The 12878-nt window shown below is 73.6% G+C and carries 12 protein-coding genes and 1 pseudogene; 6 read left to right on the top strand and 7 right to left on the bottom strand.

Annotation, left to right across the window (positions count from 1 at the left end):
* Positions 1–6: 6 nt before the first annotated feature.
* Together kdpA and kdpF are read right to left on the bottom strand one after the other, a co-directional pair.
* Positions 7–1662, bottom strand: a complete 1656-nt coding sequence (gene kdpA, locus ACFYON_RS05595; protein ID WP_354868260.1) for a potassium-transporting ATPase subunit KdpA — start codon at positions 1660–1662, stop codon at positions 7–9.
* Positions 1662–1751: a K(+)-transporting ATPase subunit F gene (kdpF, locus tag ACFYON_RS05590; protein ID WP_036343797.1), complete on the bottom strand. Its 90-nt coding sequence runs from the start codon at positions 1749–1751 to the stop codon at positions 1662–1664. Before kdpF ends, kdpA begins: the two co-directional genes overlap by 1 nt.
* 287 nt (positions 1752–2038) lie before the next feature.
* On the opposite strand from kdpF, the gene ACFYON_RS05585 reads away from it, so the two are divergent.
* Positions 2039–5272: a BTAD domain-containing putative transcriptional regulator gene (locus tag ACFYON_RS05585; protein ID WP_354868258.1), complete on the top strand. Its 3234-nt coding sequence runs from the start codon at positions 2039–2041 to the stop codon at positions 5270–5272.
* Here the strand turns inward: ACFYON_RS05585 and ACFYON_RS05580 are convergent.
* The 3 genes from ACFYON_RS05580 to ACFYON_RS05570 form a co-directional block, all read right to left on the bottom strand.
* The gene (locus tag ACFYON_RS05580; RefSeq protein ID WP_354868256.1) at positions 5214–6008 is read right to left on the bottom strand and encodes an ABC transporter permease; all 795 of its coding nucleotides are present in this window, start codon (positions 6006–6008) and stop codon (positions 5214–5216) included. The genes ACFYON_RS05585 and ACFYON_RS05580 overlap by 59 nt on opposite strands.
* Complete coding sequence (locus ACFYON_RS05575) at positions 6005–6964, bottom strand: ATP-binding cassette domain-containing protein (protein ID WP_354868253.1); 960 nt, start codon at positions 6962–6964, stop codon at positions 6005–6007. The genes ACFYON_RS05580 and ACFYON_RS05575 overlap by 4 nt, the downstream gene beginning before the upstream one ends.
* A gap of 74 nt (positions 6965–7038) precedes the next feature.
* Positions 7039–7773: a GAF and ANTAR domain-containing protein gene (locus ACFYON_RS05570; protein WP_387188816.1), complete on the bottom strand. Its 735-nt coding sequence runs from the start codon at positions 7771–7773 to the stop codon at positions 7039–7041.
* 170 nt (positions 7774–7943) lie between these two features.
* Here ACFYON_RS05570 and ACFYON_RS05565 point away from each other — a divergent pair, with 170 nt between their 5' ends.
* Both ACFYON_RS05565 and ACFYON_RS05560 read left to right on the top strand, forming a co-directional pair.
* Positions 7944–8393 carry an STAS domain-containing protein gene (locus tag ACFYON_RS05565; protein ID WP_354868249.1) on the top strand — a complete coding sequence of 150 codons (450 nt, stop codon included), beginning with the start codon at positions 7944–7946 and terminating at the stop codon, positions 8391–8393.
* A gap of 145 nt (positions 8394–8538) precedes the next feature.
* Positions 8539–9098, top strand: a pseudogene (locus ACFYON_RS05560) (ANTAR domain-containing protein).
* Positions 9099–9106: 8 nt separating this feature from the next.
* On the opposite strand, the gene ACFYON_RS05555 reads toward ACFYON_RS05560, so the two are convergent.
* Positions 9107–9325 (bottom strand): hypothetical protein, encoded by a 219-nt coding sequence (locus ACFYON_RS05555; RefSeq protein WP_354868248.1) that lies wholly within the window; start codon positions 9323–9325, stop codon positions 9107–9109.
* Positions 9326–9409: 84 nt separating this feature from the next.
* Between ACFYON_RS05555 and ACFYON_RS05550 the strand changes: the two genes are divergently transcribed.
* Together ACFYON_RS05550 and ACFYON_RS05545 are read left to right on the top strand one after the other, a co-directional pair.
* Positions 9410–10165: a class I SAM-dependent methyltransferase gene (locus tag ACFYON_RS05550; RefSeq protein WP_355095770.1), complete on the top strand. Its 756-nt coding sequence runs from the start codon at positions 9410–9412 to the stop codon at positions 10163–10165.
* Between the two features lie 38 nt (positions 10166–10203).
* Positions 10204–10629 carry an ATP-binding protein gene (locus ACFYON_RS05545; RefSeq protein ID WP_355095768.1) on the top strand — a complete coding sequence of 142 codons (426 nt, stop codon included), beginning with the start codon at positions 10204–10206 and terminating at the stop codon, positions 10627–10629.
* A gap of 13 nt (positions 10630–10642) precedes the next feature.
* Here ACFYON_RS05545 and ACFYON_RS05540 read toward each other — a convergent pair whose 3' ends face one another.
* A complete protein-coding gene (locus ACFYON_RS05540) occupies positions 10643–11476 on the bottom strand; it encodes a DUF3152 domain-containing protein (RefSeq protein ID WP_357707156.1) in 834 nt (277 codons plus the stop codon).
* A 138-nt stretch (positions 11477–11614) separates the two neighbouring features.
* On the opposite strand from ACFYON_RS05540, the gene ACFYON_RS05535 reads away from it, so the two are divergent.
* Complete coding sequence (locus tag ACFYON_RS05535) at positions 11615–12805, top strand: DUF2786 domain-containing protein (RefSeq protein WP_354868241.1); 1191 nt, start codon at positions 11615–11617, stop codon at positions 12803–12805.
* Positions 12806–12878 lie beyond the last annotated feature (73 nt).

Here is a 12878-nt window from a genome sequence, read left to right as displayed (position 1 = left end):
TTGTGGTCACAGCCCTTCGGCCAGCGGGCCGAGCGCGAGTGCGGGAAGGAAGGTGAGCGCGACGAGGACCACCGTCACGCCGACGACCATGCCGACGAACAGCGGCCGGTGAGTGGGCAGGGTGCCCTCGGAGGCGGGTGTGGGGTGCCGGCGGGCCAGCGAGCCGGCCAGCGCGAGCACGAAGATGATCGGCAGGAACCGGCCGAGCAGCATGCAGAGCCCGAGCGCGGTGTTCCACCACTGCGTGTTCACCGTGATGCCGGCGAACGCGGAGCCGTTGTTGTTGCTGGCCGAGGTGAACGCGTAGAGCACTTCGGACAGTCCGTGCGGCCCGACGTTGAGCGTCGTCGAGTCGTTGCCGGTGGCGAACGCGGCGGCGGTGCCGGCGAGCACCAGCGCCGGGGTGATCAGGAAGTACATCGAGGCGAACTTGATCTCGCGCGAGCCGATCTTCTTGCCCAGGTACTCCGGGGTGCGCCCGACCATCAGGCCGGCCACGAAGACCGTGATCACCGCGAGGATCAGCAGCCCGTACAGGCCGGCGCCGACCCCGCCGGGCGCGACCTCGCCGAGCATCATGTTGCCCAGCGTCATCATGCCGCCCAGCGCGGTGTACGAGTCGTGGAACGAGTTGACGGCGCCGGTCGAGGTGAGCGTGGTGGCCGCCGCGAACGTGGCCGAGTTCGACACGTCGAAGCGCACCTCCTTGCCCTCCAACGCCGCGCCGACCGCCTGCGGCACCGTCCCGTCACCGGTCAGCTCGAAGACATTGGTGAGGACGATGCCGGCGAGCGCCAGGATCGCCATGACGGCGACGATCGCGTGGCCCTGGCGCTTCTGCCCCACCATTCGGCCGAAGACCCGGGGCAGGCTGAACGGGATCACCAGGATCAAGAAGATCTCCAGCCAGTTCGTCCACGCGGTCGGGTTCTCGAACGGATGGGCGCTGTTGGCGTTGTAGAAGCCACCGCCGTTGGTGCCGAGCTCCTTGATGACCTCCTGGCCGGCGACCGGCCCGCCGGTGACGGTCTGGGTGCCGCCGGTCAGCGTGGTCACGTCGGTGCCGGCGGAGAGGTTCTGCACCACGCCGCCGAGCATCAGCGCGAGCGCGCCGAGCACCGCGATCGGCAGCAGGATCCGCAGCGTGACCCGGGTCAGGTCGACCCAGAAGTTGCCCAGCTCGCCGGTGCGGCTGCGGGCGAAGCCGCGGACCAGCGCCACCGCCACGGCGATGCCGACAGCGGCCGAGACGAAGTTCTGCACCGCCAGGCCGGCCATCTGGACCAGGTGGCCCATCGTCGACTCACCCGAGTACCACTGCCAGTTCGTGTTGGTCACGAACGACACGGCGGTGTTCCACGCGCCGTGCGGCACCACCGGGTCGAGACCCAGCGAGAGCCACAGGTGGTTCTGCAGGCGCTGGAACGCGTACAGGAACAGCACCGAGACGGCCGAGAAGGCCAGCACCGAGCGGGCGTACACGCCCCAGGTCTGCTCGGCGGCCGGGTCGACCCCGACCAAGCGGTAGATCCCCCGTTCGACCCGCGACGACCGGGTTCCGGCGACCACGCGGTACATGTGGTCGCCGAACGGCCGGTGCACGGCGACCAGCGCCACCACCAGCGACAGGACGAAGAGCACGCCGGCTGTCGTCATGCTCATCAGAAGCGCTCCGGGAACAGCAGGGCGACGACCAGGAACACGCCCAGGCCGATCGCCAGCACCAGGCCGACGGCGTTGACGGCGCTCACAGCTTCTCCACACCCCTCACCACGAGGGCGAGAGCCGCGAACAGCCCCACCGTCAGCAACACGAACAGCACGTCAGACACGGCTGACCTCTCCTAGTGGAAGATGTCCTCGCGACCGCCTCCCGGCCGCGCCGGCCAATCACAACGCCAGGTCCTGCGGTACGGACAGGGGCTTTGACGCGACCATCACGCGCGACCGCGGTTTCTTGACGCGCCTTTCACGCCGCCTCCGCGAGCCACCCCGGCGCGGGGGCCGTGACGGGCCGGTCCGCCGCCTACTCTGGCCCGGTGACCACCGAACTGACCCTGCTGTCGGACGTGGTCTGCCGAGGTGTGCCGGTGGGCGGGGCCCGCCTGCGCGGGTTGCTGGCCCTCCTGGCCGGTCGGCTCGCGTCCGGCTGCGGCACCGGCGCGCTCGCCGACGCGCTGTGGCCGGCTGATCCGCCCCGGCACCCGGTGAAGGCGTTGCAGATCCTGGTCTCCCGGGCCCGCGCCGAGCTGGGTGCAGACCTGATCGTCCGGACCGCCACCGGTTACCGGCTGGCGCTCACCGACGCGCAGGTGGACGCGGCGGCGGTGCTGCGGCACGCCGCGACGGCGGCGCGGCACGCCCGCGCGGGTGAGCACACGGCCGCGCTCGCCGAGGCGGAGGCCGGGCTGGCCTACTGGGCCGCTCCGCCCGGTGACGGCCCGGGCGAGGGCGATCCGCTCACCGCGTTGCGCGCGGACCGGGCCGCCACGTACCGGGAACTGTCCCGGGCACGGGCGCTCGCGTTGTCCCGGCTCGCACGGCCGGCGGAGGCGCTGCCCGGGCTCGCCGCGCTGACCGTCCGCAGTCCGCACGACGAGGAGCTGCTGGCCGAGCTGCTGCGCTGCGAGGCAGCGGTGACGAGCCGGTCGGCGGCGCTGACCCGGTACGAGGACTACCGCCGCTCGCTCCGCGACGAACTGGGCGCCGAGCCGGGTACGGCGCTGCGCGAACTGCACCGGGAACTGCTCGACGGGGAGAGCCGGGTCACCCGGACCGGCATCCCGTACGAGCCGAATCAGCTGCTGGGCCGCGACCGGGATCTGGCCTCGGTGGAGTCCCTGTTGACCGGCTCCCGGGTGGTCTCCGTCGTCGGTCCGGGCGGGCTGGGAAAGACCCGGCTCGCGTACGCGGTGGCCCGGCGCGCGCCGCAGCGCGGCGTACGCCTGGTGACGCTCGGCGCGGTCGCCGCCGACGGCGACGTGCCGGAGGCGGTGGCGGCGGCGCTGGGGGTCGGCGAGCCGGTCGCCGGCCCGGTCGGCGCGCTGCCGGTGCCCGCCGACCCGGTCGCCGCGATCGTGGCGGCGCTCGGACCAGGGCCGGTGCTGCTGGTGCTGGACAACTGCGAGCAGGTGGTCCGGGGCGTCGCCGAGCTGGTGGCGGCGCTGCTGGCGGCGACCCGGGAGCTGCGGGTGCTGACCACCAGTCGTACCCCGCTGGGGTTGACCTCGGAGGCGGTGCACGCGCTGTCCGAACTGCCGCTGGACACGGCGGTGCAGCTGTTCACGCAGCGGGCCCGCGCCGCCCGGCCGGGCGTGGTGCTGCCCGTCGACCAGGTGGCCGAGGTGTGCCGGCACCTGGACGGGATGCCGCTGGCGATCGAGCTGGCCGCCGCCCGGGTGCGGGCGATGAGCGTGCCGGAGCTGGCCCGCCGGCTCGACGACCGGTTCGGGCTCCTGCGTGGCGGCCCCCGGGACGCGCCACCACGCCACCACACGCTGCACGCGGTGGTCGACTGGAGCTGGAACCTGCTGCGGCCGGAGGGGCGGGCGGCGTTGCGGGCGCTGTCCGTCTTCCCCGACGGGTTCAGCGCGGCGGCGGCTGACCGGGTGCTCGGCGAGGACGCGCTGCCGGTGCTGGAACACCTGGTCGACCAGTCACTGCTGCGGGTGGAGGAGACGCCGGACGCGATCCGGTTCCGGATGCTGGAGACGGTGCGGGAGTTCGGCGCCGCCCGCCGCGCCGAGGCCGGCGAGGACGAGCGGGTGGTGGCGGCGTTCCTCGCCTGGGCCCGCGAGTTCGGCCTCGGGCACCACGAGCCGCTGCTCGGCGCCGAACCGTTCACCACCGTCGCGACGGTCCGCGCCGAGCAGGACAACCTGGTCACCGCGCTGCGGCTGGCCCTGGCCCGGTCCGACGCGCCGACGGTGGCGGGTGTCGCCGCCGCGCTGGCCGCCGTGTGGACGCTGGACACCAGCTACACCCGGATGCTCGCGCTGGTCGCGGACACCGACTTCCTGTTGTCCCACTACCGTCCGGCGCCGGAGTTCGTGGCGCCGGTCCGTACCGTCGCCGTGCTCGGCGTGGCGCACACCCTGATGATCGCCGGGCGCGGGCCGACCCGCTCGCTGGTCGTGCTGCGCCGCCTGCCGCCGCCCTCGCCGGACACGGTCGCCGGTGCGATGGCGGTGGTGCTGGGCGCGCTCCCCGAGATCGGCGCCGACCCGGCTGTGCTCACCGCGCTGCGCGCGCACCGCGAACCGCTTGTCGTCGCGATGGCGAACGCCCTGGCCAGCTACCTGCTGGAGCAGGCCGGCCGGCCCGACGACGCGCTCGACGCGGCCCGGCGGATGCTCGACGCGGTGGCGCACCGGTCGCTGCGGTGGCTCCTGGTGCTCGCCCACTCCCGGGTCGGTGAGCTCTGCATGCAGGCCGAACGCTCGGCGGAGGCCCGGGACAACCTGACCGCCGCGCTGGACCTGCTGGCCGACTCCGGCCCGTGGTGGGACCGCCTCCAGATCTGCTGGAGTCTGGTGCTGGTCAACCTGGCGCTGGGCGAGGTCGACGAGGCCGAACGCTGGCTGCGGCTGGCCACCGCCGACGCCTGCGACGGCCGGTACGACGCTGCCCCGGTGCCGGACGACCAGTACGGCATGCGGGCGTACGAGCGTGGCATCCGGGCCGAGTTCGCGCTGGCGCGGGGCGATGTCGAGGCCGGACTGGCCGGCTGGCGGGAGGCGCTGGACGGGTTGCGGCAACCGTCGAACCCGCTCATCTGGTCCGGCCCGCCCGGCGACGCGCCGTGGCATCTGGAGATCCGGGCGGCCGCCCTGGCCGCGCACGCCCGGCACGGCCGGCTGGACCTGGTGCCGGGGCTCGCCGACGCGTTGCGACGCCGGAGCGTGACCCTGCTGGCGGACCCGATCGCCGACCCGCCCGGCTTTCTCGTGCAGCTGCCGATCCACGGGTCGCTGCTGCTCGCCCTCGCCCTGGTCGAGCTGGACGGGTCGGGCGGTACCGGCGACGGTGCCGCCGGCGCCCGGCTGGTCGCGCTCGCCGAACACTTCGGCTACCTGCGCAACTTCCAGCCCACCATGTCCTCGGCGGCGGCCCGCCGGGCGGCGCGCGACGCGGACGGGGCGGCGTATGACGCGGCCCGCGCGTCGTACGCCGCCCTCGACCACGACGAGCTGCGGCTCGCCGCCCTGGCGGAACTCAGCGGGACGGATCCCGGTCGTACAGCCGGCGCGCCCACAGGTAGCCGAGCAGGCTGATCCCGGCGCACCAGGCCACTGCCGCGACCGCGTCGCCGCCGTCGACCGGACCGGCCAGGAGCAGCCCGCGCAGCGTCTCCATGATCGGGGTGAACGGCTGGTGCTCGGCGAACCAGCCGAGCCACCCGGGCATCGAGTCGGTTGGCACGAACCCGCTGCCCAGGAACGGCAGCAGCAGCAGCGGCATGGGCAGGTTGCTGGCGCTCTCCACACTCTTGGGGACCATGCCCAGCGCCACCGACAACCAGGTGATCGCGAACGCGGTGAGGGTGAGCAGCCCGACCGCGCCGAGCCACTGCGCCGGGCCGGCGTCCGGCCGGAAGCCGACGAGCAGCGCCACCCCGACCACCACCGCCAGCCCGAGCAGCGTCTGCGTCACCGCGCCGACGACGTGGCCGGTGAGCACGGCCGCGCGGGCGATGGACATGGTGCGGAACCGGGCCACGATGCCCTCGGTCATGTCCATGGCGACCGAGATCGCGGTGCCCTGCGCCGCGCCGGCCATGGCGAGCAGCAGGATGCCGGGGGTCACGTAGTCGGCGTACGCGGACCGGCCCCCGGCCACGCCGCCCAGTCCGTTGCCGAGCGTGCCGCCGAAGACGTAGACGAACAGCAGCAGGAAGATCACCGGAAGGGCGATCACCACGACGGTCAACGACGGGTAGCGCACCGCGTGCCTCAGGTTACGGCGCAGCATGGTCGCCGAGTCCCCGACGGTGTGGGCGAGCGTGCTCATGCGGTCACCTTCTCCTCGGTGGGACGGCCGGTGAGGGCCAGGAAGACGTCGTCCAGGTCCGGGGTGTGCAGGCTCAGCGAATCGACAGCGACACCGGCGGCGTCGAGCCGGTCGAGCAGCGCCCGCACCCCGCTGACGCTCCCGTCGCCCGGCACCCGCAGGGTGAAGTCGTCGTCGTGCCGGGTGGCCGCCGGGAACAGCCCGGCCGCCGCGGCCAGGTGCGCCGCGTCGGTGAAGTGCAGGCGTACGTGACCGCCGGGCACCAGCCGCTTCAGCTCGGCCGGGCTGCCCTCGGCGACCATGCGACCGCCGTCGAGCAGCGCGACCCGGTCGGCCAGGTGGTCGGCCTCCTCCAGGTACTGCGTGGTGAGGAAGACGGTGGCGCCCTCGGCCACCAGTTCCCGGACGATCTGCCACATGGCCCGGCGGCTGCGCGGGTCCAGGCCGGCCGCCGGTTCGTCCAGGAAGATCAGCCGAGGGCGGCCGACGAGCGTCATCGCCAGGTCCAGCCGGCGCTTCATCCCGCCCGAGTACGCCGCCACCGGCTTGCCCGCCGCCTCCGTCAGGTCGAAGCGGGCCAGCAGGTCGTCCACCACCCGCCGTCCCTCGGCCCGGCCCAGGTGCCGCAGGTCGGCCATCAGCCGCAGGTTCTCCGCGCCGGTGAGCAACGCGTCGACGGCGGAGAACTGGCCGGTCACGCCGATCGCGGCGCGTACCCGGTCCGGTTCGCCGGTCAGGTCGTGGCCGGCGACCCGGATCGTGCCGCCGTCGGGGCGGATGAGTGTGGAGAGGATCTGCACTGTGGTGGTCTTGCCGGCGCCGTTCGGGCCGAGCAGGGCGAAGACAGTGGCCTCGGGTATGCGCAGGTCGACACCGTCGAGCACCACCTGCCCCCGGTACGCCTTGCGCAGCCCGGACACCTCGACCATCGCGCCGGGAGAGTTCGTCGTCGTCATGCCCGCAACCGTGACGGCAGGCGGGATCAGCGCGGTTTCACGACGGTTTCACGCCCTTCGACGACGTGTGCGGGTCAGCGGGCGGCGCGGGAGACCAGCGCCTCGGCCACCTCGCGCAGCCTGCGGTTGGAGTCCTGGGAGAGCTTGGCGAGCAGCGTGAACGCCTCGTCGGCGGAGCAGCGCCGCTGTCCCATGATGATGCCCTTGGCCTGCTCGATCACCGCCCGGCTGCGCATCGCCTCTCGCATCTGCCGGGCCAACGTCGCGGTGCTGTCGTACAGGTGGGCGTTGGCGAGCGCGACCGCCGCGTACGCGGCGAACTCCTCCGCCAGCTCGATCGACGATTTGTCGAAGGCGTGCGGCACGCTGCTGTGGATGTTCAACGCCCCGGTGACCGCCTCCTGGATCGGCAGGCCGATCGACAGTGAGCTCTGCACACCCGCTGCGCGGGCCCGCGCCGCCCAGCCCGGCCAGCGCGGCTCGTCGGCCAGGTCGGGCAGCGAGACGCTCACCGCGCTCACCGAGGCGTCGAGGCAGGGACCGTCGTCGTGCTCGTACTGCCACTCGTCGAGGCTGCGCGCCAGGTCGCTGGTGTAGGCGATGGCCCGGTTCGCGCCGGCCTGCACCAGGGAGACGGAGACCTCCGCGCTACCAGGAACCGCCCGGTTCGCCAGGTCGGCGACACGCGCCAGGACGTCGTCGAGCGCCACCTCGTCGAGCCGGATCCGGCTCAGCTCCGCGAGCGCGTCACCGGGGTCGATACGGGGGCTTCCACGCTTGGATCCTCTCCTGGTGGAGATCGTCGGCATCGGTCCGCTCCGCCAACGGTACCGGGACCGGGACCGACGGAATCCGAACGCGCCCACGCTGCGATGTCCGCCCGTCCGGCGTATGTTGGTTACGGGTCAAGACATGTGCCCTCCCCGCCCACGGCGCGTCTCGCCGAGGGCGTCCTCTAAACGGTGAGGTCGGAGGCGACATGTCGGGCGAGCGGCCGGTCTTCGGCTGGCATCAGGTTCCCACGGCGTCCGGAGCGTTCCGGCCGGACGAGCCGATCATGTGGCTGAGCTGCGACATAGGCGCGGACGTGACCCAGGTCTCGGTGGCCGGCGAGGTGGACCTCAGCAACGCGCACCTGCTCACCGAACTCGTACAGACCGCCGTCGCGGCGCCCGCCCCGCTCGTGGTGATCGACCTGTCGGAGGTCGGCTTCTTCGGCGCGCACGGGATCAGCGCGCTGGTGCTGGCGCAGCGGGTGCTCACCGGGGACGGCCGGCGGCTCGTTCTGCACCGACCGTCCCCGGTGGTCCGTCGCGTCCTCACCGTCACCGGCACGCTCACCGCGTTCGAGGTCGTCGAGCTCCCCGCGCTGCCGCCGGTCGACGGCCGGTCGGCAGGTCCCGTCGTACCCACCCGCTCCGGGTCGTAGAGTTGTCCGGGTAGTCGACGTCCCGCCCGGGGCGTCACAAACGTGCGTCAAGAAGCGGCGCCGGTCCCGATCCATGCCGGAATCGGGGCGCTGGTCCGTCACCGCGGACCGATCCCCGCCGCTTCCCACAAGGACGTCACCGCTCATGCCGCAGGCCCACCCCGACCTCGCCGCAGCCTTGATCAGACTCGGTCGGATCAAGTACGACGAAGTCGACCTCGACGTGGTGTTGTCGACCATCGCCCAGGTCGCCAAGGACACCCTGCCCGGTACCGCCGAAGTCTCGGTCACCCTGGTGCAGGGCACGGAGGCGCACACCGCCGCGTACACCGGTGAGCTGGCGCTGACCCTCGACGAGTGGCAGTACGCGCAGGGCCGCGGCCCGTGCCTGGACGCGGCCACCACCGGCACGGCGATGCTGGTGCCGGACATGGCGGCGGAGAGCCGCTGGCCGGTTACGCCGCCATCGCGCTCGCGAACGTCCACCTGTACGAGAGCACGGCGACGCTGGCGCAGCAGATGCAGGAGGCGATGCAGAGCCGGGCCGTGATCGAGCAGGCAAAGGGCATCATCATGGGGCAGCGGCGCTGCTCGGCCGACGAGGCGTTCGCCATCCTGGCCCGGGTGTCCCAGGACTCCAACCGCAAGCTGCGGGAGGTCGCCGAGTCACTCGTCGACCGCGCCGTGCACGGCCCTCGTGACTGAGCGTGCGGTCAGCGCGGCATCGCCCGCCAGCCGGAACCGCTCGAACGCCACGCGCCGGCGAGGATGCTCGCCGAGCCGCGGCTCGGGCACTGCTGGATCTTGGATCGGCCGGATGCCCCACCGATCTGCGCCTGGACCTGCCACTGGCTTCCGTCGGTGCGGATGTAGACATCGCGCCGTCCGCGAGGGTTGTTGACGCCGTTCCACCAGTGTTCCTCGACCACCATGTCGTGACCGTACCGCAGGAGACCCGGAGCGGCCCAGACACAAATCGGTTGCCACTGCCCGCCGGACGGCGGCACGCTGCCCGGATGACTTCACCGGACCTGCCGCGCCAGTTCACCATCCGCGAGGGCGACCTGCGCATCATCAACCCGTTCGACGAGGTCAAGCTGGCCACGCTGGGCCGCGCGATCCGGCTGCGACCAGGCGACGAGCTGCTGGACCTGTGCAGCGGCAAGGGTGAGCTGCTCTGCACCTGGGCCCGCGACCACGGGGTCACCGGCACCGGCGTCGACATCAGCAGCGCCTTCACCGCCGCCGCCCGGGAACGCGCCGCCGAACTGGGTGTGGCCGACCGGGTACGTTTCGTACACGGCGACGCGGCGGCGTACACCCCGGAGCGGCAGGTCGACGTGGCCGCCTGCGTCGGCGCGACCTGGATCGGCGGCGGCGTGCCGGGCACGCTGGAGCTGCTCGGCCGGGCGTTGCGGCCCGGCGGCATGGCACTCGTCGGTGAGCCCTACTGGCGGCGTGACCCGCCGGACGACGAGGCGGTCACCGGCTCACACGCCCGCTCCCGCGACGAGTTCCGCGACCTGCCCGGCCTGGTCGAGTCGTTCGGCGCGTGCGGCTGGGACCTGGTCGAGATGGTGCTCGCCGACCAGGACAGCTGGGACCGTTACGCCGCCGCGCACTGGCTGAACCTGCGCCGCTGGCTGGACGCCAACCCGGACGACGAACTGGCCCCGGAGCTGCGGCGGGAGCTGACCGAGGACCCGGTGCGCCACGTCCGTTTCCAGCGCGAGTACCTGGGGTGGGGCGTGTTCGCGCTGCTGCGGCGCTGACCTGCTTAACGGACGGCTACGCAGGGTAAAGCCAGATCATGGGACAGTTGCGCACCTCGCCGCCGCCGCCACAGGCCGCCGAGCTGGAACGGTGGGTGCTGGACAGTCCCGAGGATCTCCGTAGCCTGCGCGCCTCACTGCGGGACGCGCTGAACCGGCACGGCCTGGTGCAGGGCGAGGACCTGGACGAGGTGCCGCACCTGGTCGCGCTCGTCGCCACCGAGCTGGCCAGCAACGCGCTGCGGCACGGCCGCCCGCCCACCATCATCACGCTGCTCGCCACCGACGACCGGTTCCTGCTCGACGTGGGCGACCACGACGTCAGCACGGTGCCGGAGTTGGCCGACATCAGCCCGACGGACTCAGGCGGGCGCGGGCTGTTCCTGGCCCAGTCGGTCTCGCTCGACGCCGGCTGGTACGCCACCGAGAAGACCAAGAACATCTGGGCCTCGTTCTCCCGGTGACGGCCCGGCCGGCTCAGTGATCCCCGGCCGGGATCCGGTCGTCGTACTGGCCGGGCGGCCCGACCAGCGGTTCGCCGCCCACCAGCGGCCACGCGTTCGGGGTGCAGCCGTGCAGGCCGAGCGTCTGCTGCACCATCACCGGCGCCGGTCCGCCGCCCCGGGGGCAGCGCTCGTGGCCGCGGCCCAGCCGGTGGCCGATCTCGTGGTTGAGCAGGTAGTGCCGGTACAGGCCGAGATCGGGCACGTGCGGCACCCCGTACACCCAGCGGGCCACGTTGATCACCACCTGGTCGCCGTTGCGGCAGGACGTGTACCTGTCGCTCGGGTCGTCGCAGAGCCGTCCCCGGGTCACCGGCGTGGTGAGGAGCACAGTGAAGTCGGCCGGGTCGTCGCGGCCCACCCGTTGCAGCCGCCACCGGCCGTCGCCGGTCCAGCCCCGCCGGTCGGCGAGCGTGGCGGCCACGTCCCGGGCGAAGCGTTCCACGTCCACGTTGCGGATGCCGTCCTCGACCGCGACCCGGTAACGCAGCAGCTCGCCGGAGCGGCCGGCGACCGCGCCGACGGTGTCGGCGGTGCGGAACGTGCCCGCCCCCCGGGCCGGGTAGCCGATGGCGCGGGCCACCCGGCCGGCCGCCGGGACCGGAGCGACAGTCGGCGAGCGGCGGGCGTCCGGTGCCGGTGCGCTCGCTGCCGCCGCGACGGTCGGCGCCTCGGTGCGGCCCAGCAGGTCCGGATGCCGCGCGGCGTACCCGCCAGCGGCGAGTACGGCACCGACCAGAGCCACCGCCAGGAACCGCCCTGATCGCGACCTGCGCCGCCGGTGCAGCCCTCGCCGGTGCTCACCCACGTCGATCTCCGTCCGTCGCGCCGCCCGCTCCGGGCAAGGGTACGGATGCCGGGCCCGGTCGGTTGAACGGGTGGGCCGGGTACCGTCGGTGCCGGGGTGGGCGACCTGCCGCCTGTCGGAGTCCAGGGAGAGCCACCCGTGTCACCAGCCGAGCGACTGCTCGACGCCGCCGTCGCGACCGCGCGCGGCACCGACGTACGCGCTGCCGAGCGAGCCCTCGACGGGCTCGTGGTGGCCGACGGCGCGGCGGTGGACGCGGCGCTTCTCGCCCGGCTGACGCGGGACGTGGGCCGGCTCTGGCCGCGTGGCTGGCAGCCCGCCGACCTGGACCGGCTCGCCGTCCGGCGGCTCACCCCGCGCGGCGCCCGGCTGCTGCGCGACGCGATGGCCGCGCAGCGGCGCACACTGCCCGCCCCGGTGCCGGCCTGGTTCGACGAGCAGCTCGCCGAGACCGGCGCCCGCTGGGACGACGACGCGGGCTGGCTGGACCGACGCGCCGACGGCGACCGGATCACCGCGCTGCGGGACGCCGTCGACGCGGTCGTCCTGGTGGCGGGTCTGCCGCCGATCGCGACGCTCCAGCCGCCACCGGGCTCGACCGGCGTCGCACGGGTCGCCACCACACCGAGCGGTTCCCGGATGCTCGACCGGGTACGCGCGCTGCTCGCCAAGGCCGAGTCGACCGGATACCCGGCCGAGGCGGAGGCGTTCACCGCCAAGGCGCAGGAGCTGATGGCCCGGCACAGCATCGACGCGGCGCTGCTCGACGCCGGGGCCGAGCGGTCCGGCGGCCCGGGCGGGGTGCGGATCGGCGTCGACGCCCCGTACGCGGCCGCGAAGGCACTGCTGATCCAGGAGGTGGCGGCGGCGAACCGGTGCGAGTCGGTCTGGTCCGACGACCTGGGTTTCGCCACCGTGCTCGGCTTCCCGGCCGACCTGGCCGCGGTCGAGCTGCTGCACACCTCGCTGCTCGTGCAGGCCACCGCCGCGATGCTGCGCGGCCGGGGCGAGCGCGGCCGGTCCGGCGGGCGGCGCACCAAGGGTTACGACGAGTCGTTCCTCAACGCGTTCGCGCTACGCATCGGCGACCGGCTGCGGGAGGCGAGCGCGGCGGCGGCGCGGGAACTCGACGACGACCGGCTGCTGCCGGTGCTCGCGGCCCGCTCGGACGCCGTCCGGGACCGCGTCGACCAGCTCTTTCCCGGCACCACCCGGCACCGGCTCCAGGTGCGCGACGAGCAGGGCTGGGTCTCCGGCACCAGCGCCGCCGACCGGGCCTCGCTCGATCCGGGCCGCCCGGCACGCCGTCCGCTTCGCGGGGGTCGCTGAACCTCCCGGGGGATGATGTCGGATCGGGCGGAGCGGCTCCGACCCGTCTGCGAGGCGCCACCGCCGGTGGCTT

Origin of the sequence: Micromonospora sp. NPDC005686 (assembly GCF_042871665.1) — a bacterium.
GTDB lineage: Bacteria > Actinomycetota > Actinomycetes > Mycobacteriales > Micromonosporaceae > Micromonospora.
The sequence above is the reverse complement of the archived record's forward strand: the minus strand, read 5'-3'. Positions and strand labels throughout refer to the sequence as shown.